The organism is Mesorhizobium sp. M7A.F.Ca.CA.001.04.2.1 (assembly GCF_003998485.1).
GTDB classification, from domain to species: domain Bacteria; phylum Pseudomonadota; class Alphaproteobacteria; order Rhizobiales; family Rhizobiaceae; genus Mesorhizobium; species Mesorhizobium ciceri.
This window is the reverse complement of the sequence record NZ_RZQT01000017.1, coordinates 14,555-34,743: the sequence shown is the minus strand read 5'-3', so window position 1 is coordinate 34,743 and position 20,189 is coordinate 14,555. Positions and strand designations below refer to the sequence as shown.

At 60.2% G+C, this 20,189-nt stretch carries 16 protein-coding genes; 7 read left to right on the top strand and 9 right to left on the bottom strand.

Features of this window, described 5'->3' with window-relative positions:
• The first annotated feature begins 24 nt into the window (after positions 1-24).
• The 7 genes from EN955_RS08160 (at position 25) to EN955_RS08130 (ending at position 6,993) form a co-directional block, all read left to right on the top strand.
• Positions 25-747, top strand: coding sequence for a sugar phosphate nucleotidyltransferase (locus EN955_RS08160; RefSeq protein ID WP_013533115.1), 723 nt, complete (start codon positions 25-27; stop codon positions 745-747).
• 39 nt (positions 748-786) lie between these two features.
• Complete coding sequence (locus tag EN955_RS08155; RefSeq protein WP_013533116.1) at positions 787-1,923, top strand: DegT/DnrJ/EryC1/StrS aminotransferase family protein; 1,137 nt, start codon at positions 787-789, stop codon at positions 1,921-1,923.
• Positions 1,920-2,594, top strand: a complete 675-nt coding sequence (locus EN955_RS08150) for a sugar transferase (protein WP_013533117.1) — start codon at positions 1,920-1,922, stop codon at positions 2,592-2,594. The genes EN955_RS08155 and EN955_RS08150 overlap by 4 nt, the downstream gene beginning before the upstream one ends.
• An 87-nt stretch (positions 2,595-2,681) precedes the next feature.
• Positions 2,682-3,686 carry an SDR family NAD(P)-dependent oxidoreductase gene (locus EN955_RS08145; RefSeq protein WP_024502427.1) on the top strand — a complete coding sequence of 335 codons (1,005 nt, stop codon included), beginning with the start codon at positions 2,682-2,684 and terminating at the stop codon, positions 3,684-3,686.
• Positions 3,683-4,912 carry a hypothetical protein gene (locus EN955_RS08140; RefSeq protein ID WP_032898876.1) on the top strand — a complete coding sequence of 410 codons (1,230 nt, stop codon included), beginning with the start codon at positions 3,683-3,685 and terminating at the stop codon, positions 4,910-4,912. The genes EN955_RS08145 and EN955_RS08140 overlap by 4 nt, the downstream gene beginning before the upstream one ends.
• A gap of 16 nt (positions 4,913-4,928) precedes the next feature.
• Complete coding sequence (locus EN955_RS08135; protein WP_024502426.1) at positions 4,929-6,191, top strand: polysaccharide biosynthesis/export family protein; 1,263 nt, start codon at positions 4,929-4,931, stop codon at positions 6,189-6,191.
• A gap of 109 nt (positions 6,192-6,300) precedes the next feature.
• Complete coding sequence (locus tag EN955_RS08130; protein ID WP_032898951.1) at positions 6,301-6,993, top strand: class I SAM-dependent methyltransferase; 693 nt, start codon at positions 6,301-6,303, stop codon at positions 6,991-6,993.
• Positions 6,994-7,052: 59 nt separating this feature from the next.
• On the opposite strand, the gene EN955_RS08125 is transcribed toward EN955_RS08130, so the two are convergent.
• The 9 genes from EN955_RS08125 to EN955_RS08075 all read right to left on the bottom strand — a co-directional run bounded on the left by EN955_RS08125 (position 7,053) and on the right by EN955_RS08075 (position 20,155).
• Entirely contained in the window at positions 7,053-7,319 is a 267-nt protein-coding gene (locus tag EN955_RS08125) for an acyl carrier protein (RefSeq protein WP_013533122.1), read from the bottom strand.
• 39 nt (positions 7,320-7,358) lie between these two features.
• Positions 7,359-8,912: a class I adenylate-forming enzyme family protein gene (locus tag EN955_RS08120; RefSeq protein ID WP_024502424.1), complete on the bottom strand. Its 1,554-nt coding sequence runs from the start codon at positions 8,910-8,912 to the stop codon at positions 7,359-7,361.
• On the bottom strand, positions 8,909-10,930 hold the full coding sequence (gene asnB / locus EN955_RS08115) for an asparagine synthase (glutamine-hydrolyzing) (protein WP_024502423.1): 2,022 nt from the start codon (positions 10,928-10,930) through the stop codon (positions 8,909-8,911). The genes EN955_RS08120 and asnB overlap by 4 nt, the downstream gene beginning before the upstream one ends.
• Positions 10,931-10,934: 4 nt before the next feature.
• Positions 10,935-11,918, bottom strand: coding sequence for an NAD(+) synthase (gene nadE / locus EN955_RS08110; protein WP_032898949.1), 984 nt, complete (start codon positions 11,916-11,918; stop codon positions 10,935-10,937).
• A complete protein-coding gene (locus EN955_RS08105; RefSeq protein ID WP_081714230.1) occupies positions 11,915-14,509 on the bottom strand; it encodes an AMP-binding protein in 2,595 nt (864 codons plus the stop codon). The genes nadE and EN955_RS08105 overlap by 4 nt, the downstream gene beginning before the upstream one ends.
• A gap of 1,435 nt (positions 14,510-15,944) precedes the next feature.
• Positions 15,945-16,538: a DJ-1/PfpI family protein gene (locus tag EN955_RS08090; protein ID WP_013533129.1), complete on the bottom strand. Its 594-nt coding sequence runs from the start codon at positions 16,536-16,538 to the stop codon at positions 15,945-15,947.
• A gap of 72 nt (positions 16,539-16,610) precedes the next feature.
• Positions 16,611-17,561 carry a substrate-binding domain-containing protein gene (locus tag EN955_RS08085; RefSeq protein ID WP_013533130.1) on the bottom strand — a complete coding sequence of 317 codons (951 nt, stop codon included), beginning with the start codon at positions 17,559-17,561 and terminating at the stop codon, positions 16,611-16,613.
• A 54-nt stretch (positions 17,562-17,615) separates the two neighbouring features.
• On the bottom strand, positions 17,616-18,614 hold the full coding sequence (locus EN955_RS08080) for an ABC transporter permease (RefSeq protein ID WP_024502420.1): 999 nt from the start codon (positions 18,612-18,614) through the stop codon (positions 17,616-17,618).
• Positions 18,602-20,155 (bottom strand): sugar ABC transporter ATP-binding protein, encoded by a 1,554-nt coding sequence (locus EN955_RS08075; protein ID WP_024502419.1) that lies wholly within the window; start codon positions 20,153-20,155, stop codon positions 18,602-18,604. Before EN955_RS08075 ends, EN955_RS08080 begins: the two co-directional genes overlap by 13 nt.
• Positions 20,156-20,189: the final 34 nt, after the last annotated feature.

Here is a 20,189-nt window from a genome sequence, read left to right as displayed (position 1 = left end):
CAGTCGTATCAATAGGAGGACGAGATGAAAGCGGTCATTCAGTGCGGTGGAATGGGAACACGCCTTCGGCCTTTCACATCCATATTGCCCAAGCCTCTCATGCCGATCGGTGCTCGACCGGTTCTTGAATTGCTTTTGAAGTGGCTGCGGCGGAACGGCATTCAGGAAGTCTACGTCACGACCGGCTATCTGGGGCACTTGATCCGCACCGTATGCGGGGACGGATCCCAGTGGAATCTAAGGATACGCTACACCCAGGAACTGGAACCTCTCGGCACCATTGGCCCGCTCTCCCTGATCAGGGAGGAACTGGACGAGCCGTTCATTGTTCTCAATGGGGACGTACTTACCGATCTCAGTCTCAGCCGGTTTGTGGCATCACACCGCACACACACGGATCCAGTCACCATAGCCACCGCATCCCGCGTCATCAAGATGGACTTCGGCGTCATCGACGAGGTCGACAATACCGTTCAAGTATTTCGTGAAAAACCGACGCTATCCCATCTGGTAAGCATGGGAATATATTGCATGAATCCAGACGTTTTTCGTTTTATACCTGACGGCATCGCCTTCGGATTCGACGATCTCATGCTGCAGATGATGCAAAACGGCACGAATGTGCACGTCTACAAACATGACGGCCTTTGGCTGGATATCGGACGCGTTGAAGATTTTCAAAACGCACAAACCATTGCCTGGGAAGAGCAGTCCGCATCGATCGAGGTCTCGGCAGCGGCCGCTTGAGGGCTGAACGCTCGACCACGCCAACATGAGGAGGTCGTAATGCTCTTGGTCAGCGCTCCTATTCTTGGCTTTCCGGAAAAGGCGGCCTTGGCCAAAGTTGTCGACAGTGGGTGGCTGACGATGGGGGACCAGGTACGAGCCTTTGAAGAGGCCTTCGCGGCCGTGCATGATGCGGTCGATTGCGTTGCCGTCAGCTCTTGCACCGCCGCCCTGCATCTCATTCTCCATGCACTTGGGATCGGTCCCGGAGACGAAGTTCTGGTTCCCTCGCTGACCTTCGTGGCGACCGCGAATGCAGTGCTCTACGTAGGAGCAACACCGGTATTCGTCGACATAGAGTCGGCCGAAGTGCCACTGATGTCCCTAAGCGACGCGGAAGCCAAGTGCACCGGACGCACCAAGGCCGTCATTCTCGTCCACTTTGCCGGCTACCTCGCCGACCGGGAAGAATGGCAGAGATTTGCCCGTGTGCGAGGACTGCATATCGTCGAGGATGCCGCGCATGCTCCCGGCCTTAAGGAGGTGGGGACTTACGGTGCGGCCGCGGCCTTTAGCTTCTACGGCAACAAGAACATGACCACCGCGGAAGGTGGGGCCGTAATCGCCCGGGATGCACAGCTCCGTGAAGCGATCCGCCAGGCTCGCGGACATGGGATGACCAGCGGCACACATCAGCGGCTGAACAGCCGCACGCCGCAATACGATGTGACGATGCTCGGGTTCAATTACCGCATGGATGAATTGCGCGCCGCTATTGGCTTGGTCCAGCTTCAGAACCTGCAGGAATGGAATGAAATCCGGCGCATATTGGTCGTCCTCTATCGACGTCTGATCGCAGACTATTGCTCGGCTGTGACAGTTCCGTTCTGCAAACCGCGGACCTCGGCCTATCACATCATGCCTGTCCTCCTGCCACATGACGTCGACCGGCAAACGGTGATCGACCATCTGCGAACGAAGGGAATACAGACCACAATCCACTATACGCCCGTGCACCAGATGACGCTCTATCGCCAAATGTTCACTGAAATCCATCTGCCGAAGACCGAGGATTTCGCGCAGCGGGAGTTGACGATTCCACTACACCCGCAAATTACGGCAAGTGCGATCGAGTCGGTGGTTGTTGCGTTGGCCACCGCGATTGAAAGCAGCGGGCGCGCGGGAGCCGCGGCATGAACGCACTCGACGTGACGATGCATCGGCCCGCCGTAGCTGGCACCAGCCACGGAATTGCCAGGCGCGCGATGGATATCATCCTCGCCGCAGCAGCGGGAATGGCACTCGCTCCGCTGATGCTACTGATTGCTGTTGCACTCTTTGTCGAGGGTGGTTGGCCCGTGCTTTTCGCACAGACGCGCCTGGGTGCCGGCGCAAAACCGTTTCGCATGTACAAGTTCCGCAAATTCAAGACAACAGCCGATCCTTTCGGCCTTGCGCTGACCATGAACGATGACAGCCGGATGACGCGGATAGGCCGTTTTCTCGCGGCAACGAAACTTGATGAGTTGCCGCAACTGTGGAACGTTTTTACGGGAGACATGGCAATTGTCGGCCCGCGGCCGGAAAGCCTTGCCTTCGCCGATTGTTTCCGCGGCGGCAATGAAGCCGTCCTGCAGTGGAAGCCTGGCCTGCTCGGCCCGACCCAGGTTCTCTTCCGTCACGAAGCCTGTTTTTACCCGCCCTCCCTTGATCCGCTCCTGTTTTATCGAGAGGTCCTGTTCCCGGCCAAGGCAACGATCGACCTCGCCTACTATCCGCGGCGCACGATTGCATCGGACCTCGTCTGGATAATGCGAGGCTTCAGGGCGGTTTTCGGCGTGTCCCTGCCTCCCGCGGCAAGTGGGTAGAGTTGGAAAGTGAGGAGAGTTTGGCATGAATGGATTGTTGTTCGTTCGCCAGTTTGACAGCTCACACGATCAAAGGAGTGCGCAGTCGTGAGCTATCACGGCAGGAAGGTCCTGGTCACGGGTGCGGATGGATTTATCGGATCCCACCTCACGGAAGCGCTGGTGCACGAAGGCGCCGATGTAACGGCACTGGCCCTCTACAACTCGTTCGACAGCCATGGCTGGCTGGACGATTTACCCGACCACGTTCGAGGCCAGCTGCAATGCATTCGCGGGGATGTTCGTGACAGCGCGTTCATCAACCGGATCGTGCGCGGCCAGGCGGCGGTGTTTCACCTGGCTGCGCTGATTGCGATTCCCTACTCCTACGCGGCTGCCCAATCCTATGTGGAAACCAATGTGCTGGGCACCGTGAATGTCCTCGAAGCGGCACGCCACTGGGAAACCGAACGCATTGTGCATACGTCCACGAGCGAGGTTTATGGCACCGCTCTGACCATGCCGATCGACGAATCCCACCCACTGCAGGGACAGTCCCCCTACTCTGCATCCAAGATCGGCGCAGACATGATGGCGGCGTCCTATGCCAGGTCCTTCGATGTGCCGGTGGTCATCCTGCGACCGTTCAATACATACGGGCCGCGCCAGAGCGAGCGGGCCATCGTGCCGACCATCATAAGGCAGGCTCTGGACGAGAACTGTCCGGCGATCATGGTCGGAGACACCAGCCCTATCCGCGACCTTACCTTTGTGGAGGACACTGCTGCGGCATTTGTGGCGGCAGGGGCGGCCGAGCTTGAATTTGGCCATGCCTACAATGCAGGCAGCCAGCGCGCCGTCAGTGTCTCGGACGTTTTGGAGTTGGTGCTCGAGTTGAGTGGCACCAGGAAACCAGTTCGTCGAGATGAAAGCCGGATGCGGCCGCAAAACTCCGAGGTTCGCGCGTTGCTCGCCGATTCCTCGAACCTTGAAAGTAAAGTCGGATGGCGGGCACATACGAGCTTGCGTGATGGTCTGGAAAAGACCATCGAGTGGTGGCGCTCGCGCCTCAGCGAAGGCCGCGTCCGACGCGAAATGAGCTACATGACATGACCTTTCCGCGGCTCATACCAGCTTTGCTGTTGATGGCCGCTCTGCTGGCGCTGCACACAGCCGGAAACCGGCCGAGCGGTGCGGCAGGCACGGAGCCGGCAATGGATCTGCCCGCTTATCTGAAACCTGCAACTGATCCGGCGACAGGGATCCGCTTTACTCGGATCACCCAGCCCGGAGCGCTTGGCAGCGGAATTGTCTGCGGCAAAATATATTGCAGTCATCGCTACTCGAGCGCGCAAGCCTGGAATGCGGATCAGAGCCTCCTCGTCCTCATGAACGGCTGCAACGGCATGTGTTTCCTCGACGGGAAAACCTACCTCCCTTTGTTTCATCGCAACAAGTCGGGTGAGTGCGAATGGCGCCCTCGAAACGCGGAGATGATGATCTGTGTCGATGGTCAAAAGATTTCGATCTGGGCGCCCCGCACCAATCGTGAGGACATAGTGTATTCCGCAACGAAATATCGGGATCTCGAATTCGGCCCGTCCAAGGGAAATCCTAGTCGTGACGGCAACCGCATTGCCGTACGCGCGACCCGCAATGATGGAGCTGCTGTCGTTTTCGCATACGACATCGACCGGCGTCTGAAATACCCGGACATCGATCTCGCCCAGGTTGCCGGAACGACCAGTTCCTGCACCATTTCTCCGCTCGGAGAGAACATCCTGTGTTTCCAAAATCTGGTCGACGGCACCGAACAGCGAGCCATTTTCGCAGTCGACGGCACCCTGCGCCAAACGTGGAAGGATCATCATCGGCCCGGCCATGGCGATTTGACTCTCGATGCGGATGGCAGCGAAATTTACGTCGGAACCAGCAAATCCGCTCCGGACAAATATCAGGTGATCAAGCGTCGGCTGTCCGATGGAAAGGTCACGTCGCTCACGAAGTACGGTGAGGCCGAGCATACGTCGCTGCGTGCTTTGGACAGGCCCGAATGGGCATTTATAAGTTACGGGGGCAATCCCGATGAGGTTCGGAGCCACCCGGACTGGGCGCCATACACGCGCGAAGTGATCGCGCTGCGTGTCGACGGTCGTCAGGAGGTCCGACGCATCGTGCAGACGCGAAACGCTCCGTTCGACTATTGGAGCGAGACACATGCCTCACCCTCCCCTGATGGGTCGCAAGTGATCTGGTCGAGCAATTGGGGGGTGCCTGGTGGGCCGGTCTACGAATTCGTCGCCCATATCGATTGGCCGCAGCAGCCGGGCCTGAATTAAAGGGAGATTGCCATCGATGGCCTTCGTTAGCCGAATTCTCTTTGCAGCCCTTGCCGGCTGCCTGGCCCTGGATATCGCAGCCGCGGCTGAAGCGCCGGTGGCCTATAAGCTGTCGCCCGGCGATACGGTGGAGATAGGAATAGCCTCCATAGCGGAGCGAACGCAACGCGCGATCGTCCAGATGGATGGCTCGATCGCGCTGCCCGAGTTCGGGATGATCCCGGTTGGCGGGCTGACGCCGGCCGAATTGCAGACGCGCATGGAGGCGGTGCTGCCAACCAAGATAGTCCATCAGCGCCTGCCTGATGGACGGGAGCAAATGATCGTCATCAAGCCGAGCGACGTCACGGCCGTGATCGCGGAGTACCGTCCGATCTATGTGACTGGCGATGTGCTGACACCAGGGCAGCAGACTTACCGGCCACTCATGACTGTCCGACAGGCAATTGCCGTCGCCGGCGGTTTTAGTCTCCTGCGGTCTCGGGCAAGCCAAAGCGGACCTGATCCCGTTGATCTGCGACGCGACTACGAGTCGATCTGGGGGGACTACATCAGAGACTACTTTCATGGCGCGCGCATCCGCGCCGAACTTCAGAACCAGGCAGAATTTGACATGCAACCGCCGCAAGGCTCGCCCCTGTCGAATGCATTGATATCGGCGGTCGCGCAGGCGGAAGCGGAGGGCCTCAAGATTTCGCTGAACAATTTTCAGCAGGAGCAAAGCTATCTCGACAAGACCGCCAAGGATGCCGAGGCTCAGGTCGAAGTTCTGCTCAAGCGCGAGCAGACGGAAGCGGCCGCGGTGAAACAGGATGAGGACGATCTTGCGCGGGTCACCAAATCGTTCGAATCGGGCAACCTGACCAACAGCAGGCTCGCCGACGTCAGACGTGCCGTGCTGATGTCGTCGAGCCGGGCGCTCGAGACCTCGGTCGAACTGATGAGAACGCGGCGCCAGCAGGAAGACTCCGTCAGGCAGCAGGAACGCAATGAAAATCAAAGAAGGATCGGCCTTCTGAACGAATTGAGGGACACCGACCTTCGCCTCGCCGAGACCACTGCAAGGCTCCACGCAGCCAGCCAGAAGCTTCAGCCATCAGGGGCGTCCGCGCTTCCACTGCCCATCGCCGGCGAAACCTTTCAGGCGCGGATCACAATAACCGGCGGGGCCGGCGACGCGTCAAGAGGTCGACCGGCCGACCAGGACACCGAGGTTGCGCCTGGAGACACCATCGAGGTGAGGTTCAGCAGCGAACTGCAGAGCGCGGCGATCCAGTAGTTGCGCGGACGTGAACCGAGCCGGGAACGACGTTGCTGATGGCTCGCCCACGGCATGAAGACCGGGCGCCTGAGAAATCAACATGGGGAATCAAGAAAGCGGGTTTGCCGTGATTGGTGAAATAGATGTCGCCAGCGCCTACAGTACCGGCCGCACCGACTTCATGGGGCTGAAGTTGGTTGTCGCGCCCGGCGTGCTAGTCCCTCGCCCGGAGACGGAACTGCTCGGCAGCACCGCCCTCAATGTCCTTCGCGAACTTAAAAGGCCGGTACCGCGTGTCGTGGACATGTGCTGCGGGGCGGGCAATCTCGCCTGCGCCATTGGATACAAGGTCCCCACCGCGCGCGTCTGGGCGAGCGATCTTACCGACAGCTGCGTCGAAACCACCTGCCGGAACGTTGCCCATCTTGGCCTGGCCGGACGTATTTCGGTGCTACAAGGCGACCTCTTCAATTCCTTCTCGGGTCTGGAGCTCGAAGGTACGATCGATCTGGTCGTCTGCAACCCGCCTTACATCTCGGAGAAGCGGCTCGAAAACGACCGCGCGCATCTGATGGAACTTGAACCCCGTGAGGCGTTCGCTGCCGGGCCTTACGGCCTGAGCATTCATATGCGGGTGATCAAGGAGGCGCAGCACTATCTGCGGCAAGGTGGCATGCTGCTTTTCGAGGTCGGGCTTGGCCAGGACCGGCAGGTCATGAGTTTGGTTGAGCGTTCCAAAGCCTATGAGAGCATTCGCACGGTTGCGAACAAAGCCGGTGAAGCCAGGGTGGTTTGTGCACGGGCCAAAGCGTCAGCGTGAGCCGCGCCATGGGTTTGCACGCTCGGTTGGGACGACGCCCTCAAGCCGTAGCCCGGCGATCAGTTTTCCTTGCTGACCACGTAACGTGCAATTCCCTGGATGGAATCGAAATTCTCCGGCAGAAGTTCACTGTCCTCGACAGTGATGCCGAATGTCTCCTCGACGAAGCCGATAACTTCAAGCACTCCAGTCGAGTCTATGATGCCCTGGTCGAGCAACGACGTTTCAACTTCCAGCGCACGCGGGTCGGCTACGTAGAAGTTTGACGCCAGAAAGGCGCGGATTTGATCGCTGTAGGTGTCAATTCTGTTGTTCGTGCTCAGCATTGAATTGGCCTCCGAGCCAAATAATTTCCGTAAATTGCTTTATGACAGCGCCATTTTCTTGAGCTTGCCCGTGTCCGTCATCGGCAGACTGGACACAATTTGGATGGACTTCGGAATCATGAAGTTCTCCAATCGCTTCTGACATTCCATCCGCAGCTGCTTTTCGCCCATGATCGTTCCTTGCTCCATGACGACAAAGGCCTTCACTGCTTGCCCCAGCAGGTCGTCGGGTACTCCGACAACCGCGGCTTCCCGTACTCCCGGGATTTCCATCAGCACGTTTTCGACTTCCCTAGGCGCCACCTTTTCTCCCCGCGATTTTATGATCTCATCGCTGCGGCCGACAAAATAGAGGTAGCCTTCCTCGTCCATTCGGCAGTAGTCGCCGGTGTACAGAACCTGCTCGCCGGGCAAAGGACCTGGCTTGAGCTTCTTCGCGGTAGCCTCCGGCTTACCCCAGTAGCCCTTCATGACCGTTGCCCCGCGGATGACCAACTGGCCGACGGCATTGGGACCAACCCTTCGGTCATCCTCATCGACAATCCACATTTCGGTGTTCGGGATGGCGATCCCCACGCTCAACGGTTTTCGGGCAAGATCGTCCGGCGGAAGATAGGTGCAGCGTTTGCATTCGGTCAGGCCGTACATCGAATAGATGCGGGCGGCGGCAAACAGTTCCTGGAGCAGGCGAATGTGCTTAAGCGGCAGGGCTGCCGCCGTGTTCGTGACATACCTTATGCTTGCAAAATCATTTGCCTTCAGCGTCCTGAGATCCGACAGCGCGGCAAAGATGGTCGGCACGCCGGGAAAGCCTGTAACTCTCTCCCTTTCGATGATCGCAAGTATCTGTGCGGGGAAGGCAAACGAGCGCTCGAGGACCAACCGCGCCCCGGTACGGAACGCCATTATCATCTGATAGAGGCCGTAGTCGAAGGCCAGGGGCAAGACATTGAGGATCACGTCGTCTTCGCCAAGCTCAAGGTACGAGGCGATAGACGTGCAGGCTGCCATCATGTTCCTGTGTGTCAGCATCACGCCTTTGGGTTCGCCGGTCGAGCCCGACGTGTAGATGATGGCTGCGAGATCGATATCGATGCGGCGGCGGGCCGGCGCTTTGCCGTGGCCGGCAGCCGCCTCATCCCAGCGCACGGCATGCGGCAATCCCCGGAGCTCGGCGTCGTCCACCTGACCGGAGACGATGAGCCGCCGCAGCGACGGACAGTTACGCGCCGGCTCAGCAAAGACCGGCTGCAAATGTTTGTCGGTGATCAATGCTGCCGGAAGGCAATCGTTGAGCAAATACCCCAGCTTGTCGCTCTTAGTGAGCGGATTGACGACGCACACAACGGCGCTCGCCTTGAGAACCGCCCAGAAGCTGACCACGGTCTCGACGGTGTTGTCGGCGAAGATCATAACGCGGTCACCGGGGGCGACCCCGGACGTGACGAGATGACGGGCGACCGCGCTGGAGCGTGTCTCAAGCTCGTCATAGGTGAGCCGGTGCTCGCCGCACACCAGCGCTATCTTGTCGCCGAGCCGTTCGGCCGAATGGCTGAGGTAATCGTCCAGCAGAGGTACGGCGCCATGCATCATACCAGCACCTCTTCCCTGTGCAGGTGATCGACGTCTATCCTGAGGTCGACCGCATGCGCGCTCGATGGGCGGCTTGCGACAAACTGCTGATGGAGGAGCTGCGTCGACAGCACGCCGACCAACGCCATGTTGTCCGAGTTGGACAGATCCCCATCGCCGGTCTTGGCAGCGCATTTGTCCAGCAGGCGCGCGACCGAGTTCGGATCAAAGACATTCGCCGCGCGCAGGGCAGTCTCGGAGAGTGCTTCGCGGACATAGGCGGGTGCGCCATCGCCCGTGAAGCAAAGTGCGTTGGGCGCCCGGTAGGGTTGCTTCTTGCGGGCCACGACTTCCGCGGGCACGATCGATTTCGCCACACGCTTCAGCACGTGTTTCTCATCCAGAATGCGCAGCTTGTAGTCGGGCGGGAGCGAATTCGCCAACGCCACGAGCCTGTCGTCCAGGAACGGGAAGCGCCCCTCGACAGAATGGGCCATCAGCATCCTGTCACCCTGCGAGGAGAGCAGGTAGCCCGACATCAGTGTCCTGATCTCAAGGTACTGGTCCTGCGCGAGAGGACCCCATCGTGGAAACTCTTCGGGCAGGCGGCCAAGCAGGTCCGCCACCACGTCGTGACGCGCCGCTTCGGCATGCATGCCGGCCGAGAACAGCCGTTTGATGGCGCTGGTGGTGCGCCAGCGGGTGTCATGCGCGAAGCCGGGCGCGCCAAATGCATGGATATCGTGTCCAAAGAACTGGCGCGCCATCGCCTGCTGCTTGACCGGCGACCGGCTCAGATAGGGGTAGAGGCGTTCCAGCAGTCGCGCGCGTCGGGCGGATGCGGGCTGCCGCCCCCAGAAACGGCGGACCTTGCCTTCACGGAACAGGTCGTAGCCGGCAAACATCTCGTCGGCGCCCTCGCCGGTCAGGACGACCTTGATGCCATGTTCGCGCACCAGTCTCGAGAGAAGGAACAACGGCGCCGGCGCGGTCCTGAGAATCGGACGCTCGGCGTGACGGATCACATCTGGGAAAACCTCGGCAATATCACCGCGCGAAACCATCACCTCGTGGTGCTCGCCGCCGCTCGCACTTGCAACCAGCCGCTGGTAACGGGTTTCATCATATTCGGCGTCAGCAAAACGCAACGAGAAGGTCTGGAATGGCGCGCCGGCGAAGCGCCTCCCGAGCATGGCGACAAGTGAGCTGTCGAGCCCGCCGGAAAGGTAGCAGCCAACCGGCACATCCGCCTTGACCATTCTAAGCGCCGTCGCGGCCTGCAAGGCGCTGCGCACTTCGTCCACCGCATCGTCCAGTGAGCCGGTGAAAGTGCCATGGGCCTGGTCCGCGATCTCGGGATAGCAAGGTTTCCAGAAAGCGTGCTCACGAACGCTGCCATTGTCGTAGATGCGTACATGGCCGGGGGTAAGTTCCTTCACTCCCTGAAATACGCCTTGCGGCGGTACGACCGTCCACAGCGTGAAAGTCTGGTCTATCCCCGCCGGATCGAAGGCCCGCGGTATCGCCGGGTCGGCTGCGAAAATGGCCTTCACTTCGCTGGCGAAGTGAAGGCGGCCAGCATGTTCGCACAAATGCAGCGGGCAGATGCCGAACCGGTCGCGCGACAGGACGAGGCGGCCTGTCAGCGAATCCCAGATGGCGAGTGCCCACTGCCCGTTTAGCCTCTCGAACGCGGCCACGCCCCAGGCGCGGTAGGCGTGCACGATGACCTCGGTATCGCTGCGGGTGCGGAAACGATGCCCCAGCGCCGTGAGTTGTTCACGCAGCTCGACGTAGTTGAAGATCTCGCCGTTGAACACGATCCAGGTGGTATCGCCGGTGTCGGCGAGGGGCTGCTGTCCGGTCGAGAGATCGATGACCGACAGACGGGTATGCGCCAACCCCGCCCGCCTGTCGCGGTAAACGCCGCTCTCGTCCGGGCCTCGATGGGAGAGCGCGGCTGCCATTCGTAGAAGCGCGGCTCGTGAAGGAGGCTCCGCAGTCGCGTTCAGCGCCACAATTCCGGCGATGCCGCACATGGGGTCAATCCCTGTCCATCGCAGCGGACAGCTGCGGCCGTGCGTGAAGGTAGCGGGCGGCGCGGCGTTTGCTGACGATATCCTTATAGACCTTCTCGACCTGCTCGGCCGTCAGGCCGGCGGCGGCGGCAACCACGCCGGCCGAAATTCCGTGATTCATGCCGTAGAGGCACAAATCCATCAGCTGATAGGGCAAGGCGAAGTAGAACTCCTCCTGGGTTTGCGCCATGGAAAACGTGTCCGTGGTCGGCGGCCTCGTTCGGACCTCCTCGTCAATCCCGAGATATTCCGCCAGCTGATAAACCTGGGTCTTGTAGAGATGGACGATCGGCATCACGTCGGCGACGCCGTCGCCCTGCTTGACGAAGAAGCCTTGGTCATATTCGAGCCGGTTTGGCGTGCCTGCCACTGCATAGTTGAGGCGGTCCGCATGATAGTATTCAGTCATCTTGCGAACCCGCTGCTTGTAGTTGGTTGCAGCGACGATCTGCAGGTAAGCCGCCGGCGAAAGACGCACGGTGTCGATCTTTCCGTCCGGATCCTCGACGGTGAGGCGCGTGATATTAAGGCCGCTGCTCTCCAGCACCGATGCCATGACCAGCTTGCATTTCCAGCCTTCGCCATATCCAGGGACGGCAGTTCGGATGGCCTCCATCTGTCGGGCGTAGGCGCCGATGCCCTCGAGCGCCGGCTGGATATCCTCAAGGATTGTGTCGATGCCAAGCTGCCCGGCGACGCTGCGGCCAAGCCTCAACGAGTCGCCGGATGAATCGCGCTCCGGCATGAACAGGCCCAGTACCTTGTCCCTGCCGAACGCGCGTGCGCAGACCGTTGCGACGACCGAACTGTCGATGCCTCCGGAGAGCCCGACAACCACTCCGCGGCGCCGTTGTGTGCCGAGAACCTGTTCGCGCAAGGTCTCAACGATGCGATCGATCTCCAGCCGGGCATCGAGCGCCAGCACATCGCTGCTGAATTCCCCGATCAGGTCGATGACACTGCCTCCCGTTTCTGTGACTCGATTGAAGAGTAGGTCTCTGTCACAGCGTTTTCGATGAGCGGGCGATTGATGGTCAGATGAGGCTCCACGACCATGTCGATGTGAGTGCCGGCGATCGGAATGACGTCCAGATGGACGAATGCCCGATCCCACCCAAGTGCAAGCGGCATTCCGGGCCGCGCGCAACGGAACAAGGTGCCGGTGATCGGCAGTATCGGCCTGGGTTCTGTGAGCCACTGGAAGAAGGCGCGCGCGCGCAGAACTTCCTGCAGTTCCAGTTTGGTTCTGAAGCTCGTCGGGTTGAACTGACCCTCGGCATAGCGGTCGAGGAAGCTGGAAAGCCGGGATTCGCAGTGCATTTTGACCGCGACCTTGGCAAGCGCGCGGCATGCCACTCGACTAGCCGATATACGATTGGTCCGGATCCGGTGAAATGTCCGGGTAATCGTCTCCCAACGCTTGCTGCGTTCGCCAACCAGGCTGGTATCCAGAATGCCCGTGAACGCTACCGCTCGCCCTTGATCAAGCAGACGCGCGGCAACCTCAAAAGCGACCGCTCCTCCGAGCGAGTGACCAAGCAGGCGAACACAGCCGGTCGGCTGCACGCGGTTGATATGATCGATTGCAGCTTCGACCATTGCGGCGACGGTGTTTTGACCTTGCAGGATCATGCCCAGGGCCGGATATCTGATGGGAGACACCCTGGCGACCTTGCTTATTGCCGATGCGAACGAAGCAAGGCTCGGACCATAGCCGACCGACCCGGGGAAAAGGAAAAGCAGCGGAGGCTCGTGTTTCCAAGCGGGCGCGTGCTCGCCGCCTCCTTGAGCAGAAATGACCGCTGCAACCATCTCATCGAAGCTCATTCCAACCGTGAAGGCTTCCAATCCGAGCTCCTGCCCGATCGCGCTTTCGATTTCCATGACGCAGTGCAGCAGCTTCAGCGAATCTCCCCCCGCTTCGTCCCAACAGCCCAGGGCGACCCGCGTCTTGAGGACCTTGGTCCAGGCACGCCGTACGATCTGATGAGCAGGAACTTCATGTCCCGCATGGGGTATTTGCGGTGGGGGCGTGGTTTCCCGAACCGAAAGGTCAATTGCAGCCAGCGTTGTCATATCGATCTTTCCGCCGGGCAGTCGCGGTATCTCGGCGCTTGCATGGAGTCGCAACGGGCAAAGCGCCGGCGGCAATTTTGTCCTGGCAAGTTGGCGCAGCTCGTCGCAAAAACTGGCTCCCGCTCCGCTGTGCGGTACGGCGAATGCAACCAGTTCATTCGCCGGGGTGACGATAACCACGGCATCCTTCACCGACGGCGCGCCACGCAGAACCCGTTCGAGTTCGGCCGGCTCAACGCGCCGCCCATTGACCTTTATCTGGCGCCCTTTGCGGCCTATGATCCGCAGCAGGCCGTCACTCCCGATTTGCACAAGATCGCCCGTCGCAAAGATGCGAAGCGTCTGGTCGCCGGGGTCTACTTCAAACGGAACAACGGCCCCGTTTTCCCAATGTCCAAGCGCGACATACGGGCTTCTGATCAACAGTTCTCCGATCTTGCCGGGCTGAACCGGGTAACCCTCTTCATCGACCACTGCGAAGCTGATTCCCGGAAGCAGCCAGCCGACGGGAGCCGAAGAATCGAATTCCGGCCAATCGTGCGGCAAGAACCACTGCGATCCCGTCGTTTCCGTCGATGAATAGCCGATCTGCACCAGGCAATTTGGCGGGACAGCCTTGCGCACGAGGCGGATGTCGGCCGAAGATACCTTCTCGCCTCCAATTCGGGCAACTCTGAGCGAACCAAAGGCGTCCGCGGGTTCATCCGCCAAGAGAGCGCGAAGCAATGCCGGCACCAGATAGGTGATCGTCACGCCTTCGGATTGCATGCGGCCGCGAACCGCGCGCAGGCCGACGGCTTCAACCTCCACAAGCTGCAACGTGGCACCCGTGAGAAGAGCGGCAAGAATTTCCCGACAGCCGGCGATGGTTGCCGGGCCGGTCAGAGGCAGGAATACATCCTGTGCATTGATGTGGCACGCATCGACATATTGCTGCACTCGGCACAGCAAGTTCCGCTGGCTGTTGACAATCCCCTTGGGGCGGCCCGTGCTGCCGGAGGTATAAAGCACGATTGCCGGTGCATCGACAGAAACCACACGGTGTGCAGCTGGATGGGGCGTTGCCTGCAATGATTGCGCCATATCGATCCAGGCAACGTGCTGGGGCAGATCAAGGCCGTGGAGGCCTTTGTCGCCAATTATGGCGGAGAGCCTCGCGTCGGCGACGATTTCGTTGATGCGCGAGTCCGGATCTCGCACGTTAAGCGGCACTGACGGCCGACCGGATGCCATGCCGGCCAGCATCGCAACGGTGTACCAGACCGAGTTGGCCTGAAGTATTCCAACCGCATTTCCGTCGGGAACGACGGCTTCAATCCAGCCGGCCAATGCCTCGACCGCCCGAAAAAGCTCGGAATAGGTCAGTCGATTGGTGCCGTCGCTGGCGGCTAATTTTTCGGAATAACGCCCGGCGATCTCCCTCAGGTGATCAAAGACAGGAACGTCGGCGAAGCCAGTTCCCATCCGTTGATGCAGACGTAGAACAGGCCCGCCATGGTCAAGAGCATGATCGGGAGCTTTTAACCATCGGCAAGGGACCACCGCTTGGTAGTCAGCCTGCACCGTTTGAATCGCCCTCGAAGATTCTAAATGCGCCAGAGACATAAGGGCCCCACGCTAGGATTGTTGCCGCTTATCGCTCCGCGGCATGATCTTTTCATCAATCATTCGGATGATGCGTGAGACGGTCTTAATCGCTTGAATTATTCGAAGATGAAGAGGCCAGCCTGCGCCCGCCCGGGCTGCGGGACTACCTTACCTTACAGAGGTGTCGGGCTGCGCGCTGCTATCCGCTTTGCCAGTGCTTGAAACGAAGCAGTATGCGAACACTTCCCCTCCAAGCTCATCCGTTACACGAACCCAATTGTTTTCCCAAGTCCGCAGGGTAACCTGGCGTCCCGTTGACATAGTCGCCGCCGTGAACGGGCTGGACGCATTGACGTTACTCGCCGCGACCACGTCATCCCCCTCCATTTGTTCCACCAGGTATGTTTGCATCACTGCTCCTGACTGTGGGGCAAGGCCGGTTCAATCGCGTGTAGCTGGACAACTCCAACCGCAGGGAACGGATTTCGTTCCATGCTACAGGCAACCCTACCGCCGGAAGTCAGCCTTCAGATCGCCTGCCCTCCTGCAGGACCGTGGCCTAGCCGCTGAACGACTGGTCAGGACTGAGCTATGCTTTGGGGGAGATGGACCTCGCCCTGCGAATCCGCATACTTCTGGAAAAGTGCAATCTTGTCGGGATACGTAATCCGGATTTCGCTGTGACAGCCCTCGCAGCGATATTTGGACGCAACCTGGAACCAGCGCCCGGGTTTCAGCAAAGCCAATCCGCAGCGAGGACATTTGAACGTCATTTCAAGAGGGCATAGATTCTGACACAGCGGCATTTCGCAAAGTCCATAAGGGATACCTAATGTCAGGCAACGACAGCCGGCCGAAATCGTTCCTGGACGCCGTTCTTTTCGTCAGGCCGATGACCAGCCCCGGACGCCGGGAGATTATTGGATTATCCGCGATGCCAGATTTACTGACGCGGGCCTGAACTCAAGCGCACCCCGATTTCCGGTGGCGTAGCGCCGTTGCAGGCGTTGACTGATGTCAGCAGCTTGCAATCCGAATAAGCAAGCCCGGAGCGAGGTGGCCTCGGGGGGACGACGGGGCCGCACGGTCGACGACACGGCCTATCCGGATGCTGAAACAACGCCGCGCGCCAACCCTGTCGAACAGCACCAGTGGAACAGGCAGGACGAAAAGCGGCGCAACAGGCGGCAATACTTAAGTGTCTCGCCTATATCGTAGCTCGGGAGCTGCGATCCCGACCGAATTGATGGATATGGAAGCGCTGTTGAAGGGAACCGACGCATCCCTTGGCGAATGCGTCGGTTCCTGAAGCTTATGCGTGGCGGATTTCCGTTCCCAGCACCTTCAGACATTCGCGGATGAACGCAGCAAGCGCCGTCCAACCTTTGGCCGAAACCATTGTCCCGTCCACATAGGCCTCGGTCGGCGACAGGTCGATATAGGTGCCACCCGCCAGTGTCACCTCCGGCTCGCAGGCGCCGAGTGCCGCGACCTTCTTGCCGCGCACCACGCCGTCGACAGCGATCAGGATCTGCACGCCGTGGCAGATGGTGAAGATTGGCTTCTTGGCCTCGTGGAAATGGCGCACGATCGCCTGCACGCGCTTGTCGGTGCGGATGTATTCCGGGCCGCGGCCGCCCGCGCAGTAGACGGCATGATACTGATCGAGCTGCCTCTCGGCTTCCGAGAAAGTCTTGTTGATCAGCGCATAATGGCCGAGCTTTTCGGTGTAGGTCTGGTCGCCCTCGAAGTCGTGCAGCGAGGTCTTGATCAGATCTCCGGCGTTCTTGTCCGGGCATACCACGTGGATGGTGTGACCGACGGCTTCCATCGCTTGCTGATAGACAAAGATTTCGTATTCTTCGGTGAACTCACCGGTCAGCATCAGTATCTTTTTGCCTGGCATGGTTCTTCCTCTCAGTGTTTTGAGCTAGGCAAGGCGCAGACTGCGCCTGCCTTTCTGTGAAATCGGATAGGGTCAGAATGGCGAATCCGGAAAGTAATATTCCTTGGCGTTGGCCTGGGTGATCAACGGCGCGTCGAGCTTGACGGTGCCACGGACGGGTGCCTGGCCGATCAGGTTGGCGACTGTCATGTAGATCGCGGTCTTGATCATCGACGGCGGGTATGGCGTCTCGACCGGCGTCATGGCGTCGCCGTCGATCACTTTCTTGACGATGTCCTTCATGCCGTTGCCACCGAGCGCAAGCTTGATGTCGGTCCGCCCCGACTGCTTGACCGCCTCGAGCACGCCAAGCAGCATGTCGTCGTCATTGGCCCACACCGCATCGATATGCGGGTACTTGGCCAGATAGTCCTGCATCAGCTTGAAGGCTTCGTCGCTGTTCCAATGCGCGTACTGGATGTCGAGGACTTTCAGATCAGTGCCTTTGATCGTGTCCTGGAAGCCCTTGATGCGCTCGTCGTCGATGACGGTCGGAATGCCGCGCAACACAACGACGTCGCCCTTGCCGCCAAGCTTGTCGATCATGAACTTGGCGGTGTTGGTGCCAACCGCGATATTGTCGCCGGCGAGGTAGAGATCCTGGACGGAGGCGTCAGTCAGACCGCGATCGACGACGGTGATGAACGTGCCCATGTCCTTGATAGCCTTGACCGGCTGGGTCAGCTCTTCCGAGCTGTAAGGCAGGATCACCAGAGCATCCAGCTTGCGGCTGGCCGACAGGTCCTCAAGCGCGCTGACCTGCTCCGCCGCGGACGGCGACGTCTTCACGACCACTTCGACGTTCGGGAACGCGGCGTTGATTTCCTTGGCCGCCGCTTGTGCGTGGTAGACGATGCCCGCTGTCCAACCGTGGTCAGCGGCCGGTATCGACACCGCGATGACCTTCTTGTCTTGCGCCATGGCCTGGCCGGCCAGCAGCAGCGCGCCAAGTGTCGCTGCCGCAATCCATTTTCTACTGAACATTGTCTTCTCCCTTGGACCTACAAGAACGTTAATCCGCGTGGTCCGGACGCGGCGCTATTTCGAATTCGAAAACCGCTGGATGAGCATGGCGATGATGATGATGACGCCTTGAACAGCGGCAACGAGGTATTCGGAGACGAAGTCTGACAGCACCATGAGGTTGGCGATGAGTTCCAGGATGACGGCGCCGGCGACTGTCCCCCACACATGGCCCTTGCCGCCGCGCAATGCGGTGCCGCCAATCACCACGGCGGTGATGACCTGCAGTTCCCAAAGCTGTCCGGTTGTCGGCGTTGCGGCGCCCAGGCGCGGCACGTAGCAGATCGCGGCAATCGCCACACAGACACCCTGGACGATATAGGCCACGGTCCGTGTCCTGATCACCGAGATGCCGGAATAACGGGCGACATCCTCATTGGCGCCGACCGCCGCACATTTGCGCCCATATTTCATCTTGTAAAGGATGAAGGATGCGACCGCGGCGACTGCGACGGATATGAGGATTGGAACCGGGATCCCGCCGACCGTGCCGAAATAGACAGGCCGGTAGGCCTCGCGCAACGACCTGTCGATCGGTATCGTGCCGCCATCGGTCAGATAGGTTATCAGCGCCCGGAAAATCCCCATCGTGCCCAGCGTGGCGATAAACGGTTCGATCCTGCCGACCGTGACGATGAGCCCGTTGGCAAGCCCGCACAGGAGGCCGACCAGGATCGCAACCGCCATACCGGCGGGAATAGCCCAGATGCCGGCATGCGGCGCCACCGCGTTCATGAACATGATGGTGATGCCGGTGATGAAGGCGGCCATCGAGCCGACGGAAAGATCGAGCCCCCCCGACGAGATCACAAATGTCGCGCCGACCGCGATAATGGCGATGAAGGCGCTGCGGGTGATGACGTTGGCGAGGTTGGTGGCGGACAGGAAATCGGGGTTGATGAGGTAACCGGCCACCAGCAGAGCTGCCAGCGCAAGAAAAGGCCCGATATCGGTCCAACTGATGTTGAGATCGAGGGGGCGACGCCTGGGTGCGGATTCGCTCATGACAGCCATTTTGTGCCTCCCTTGGCTTTTGGCCCTGGCTTGGGGCCACTAGTCGCCAGTACCGCCACATTGCTTTCGGTCATTTCGGCGCCACTGACCTCGCCGGTGATGCGGCCTTCGCGCATCACCAGGATGCGGTCGCAGATGCCGATCAATTCCTGCATCTCCGAAGAGATGACGATGCAGGCCTTGCCCTTGGCCACAAGCTCCTGGATGAAGGCATAGATCTGCGCCTTGTTGGCGATGTCGATGCCACGCGTGGGCTCGTCGATAATGACCACCGAAGGATCGGTCAGCAGCACCTTCGCCAGCAGCAGCTTCTGCTGATTGCCCCCGGAAAGCTGGGCCGCTTTGGCGCCGAGGCTCTTCAGCCTGATGTCATATGTCTCCACGGCCTGTTCCAGGGCTTGCGCTTCGCGGCGCCGACCCATCGAGAGGCCGGGATGGAACACATCGAGCGCCGACAGCGTCAGGTTAGGCGCCAAGTGCTCTTGCAGCAGCAGTCCCTTGCCCTTGCGATCCTCGGTCAGGTAACCGATGCCGGCGTCGATCGCCGCGCGCGGCGATTGGAAATGGACCGACTTGCCCTCAAGTTCGATCTTGGCAACTGCCGGGCGCAAGCCGATAATGCCCTCGAAGAGTTCGGTTCGGCCTGCGCCGACCATACCGGCGAACCCCAGGATCTCGCCCTTGTGGACCGTGAACGACACGTCCTCCACATAGCCGGGAACGGAGGCGTTCCTCACGCTCAGCATCGGTACATCCGAAGGCGCTGCGGTTCTCTCAGGATAGAGCGCTGCCAGTTCGCGCCCGACCATCAGCCGCGCCATGTCCATCTGGCTCAGCGTCTTGCCGGGATAGGTGCCGACCATCTTGCCGTCGCGCAGAACGGTCACTTTGTCTGCGACCCGCTGCACCTCATCCAGCCGGTGGCTGATATAGAGCACGGCGGTGCCGTGAGCCTTGAGTTGCAGGACGATCTCCAGCAGGCGCTCGACCTCGCCACCGGTCAGAACGGCGGTCGGCTCGTCGAAGATAACCACCTTGTGGTCGTCAAGCAGGGCGCGAGCGATCTGCACCATCTGCCGGTCTGCCAGCGAAACGTCGCGCACCAGTGCCCTTGGCGAGACCGCGCAGCCGATCTGCGCCAGTTTCTCGGTTGCCAGCCGGCGCATGGTGCGGTCATCCACGACATGGCCACGCGAAAGCTCTCGCCCGAGAAACAGATTGTCGGTGACCGTGAGCCCCTCGGCGAGCAGGATCTCCTGATGAACCAAAGCGATACCGGCATCCTGTGCTTGGGCAGGCTTGGCAAATTTCACCGCGTGTCCGTTCATCGACAACGTGCCGTGGCTTGGCTCGACATAGCCGGACAGCAGCCGCATCAACGTCGACTTGCCGGCACCGTTCTCGCCAATGATGGCATGGATCTCTCCCGGCAGGACGTCCAGGGTGACGTCCGACAGCACCGTCACTGGGCCGTATTGCTTGGACAATTCCTGGGCGCGCAGCACCGGTTCAAGCGAACCAGGCGCTTCGCTGGACAACATGCTCCCGCCCTCCCCGGCGATATTCGCGGCAATG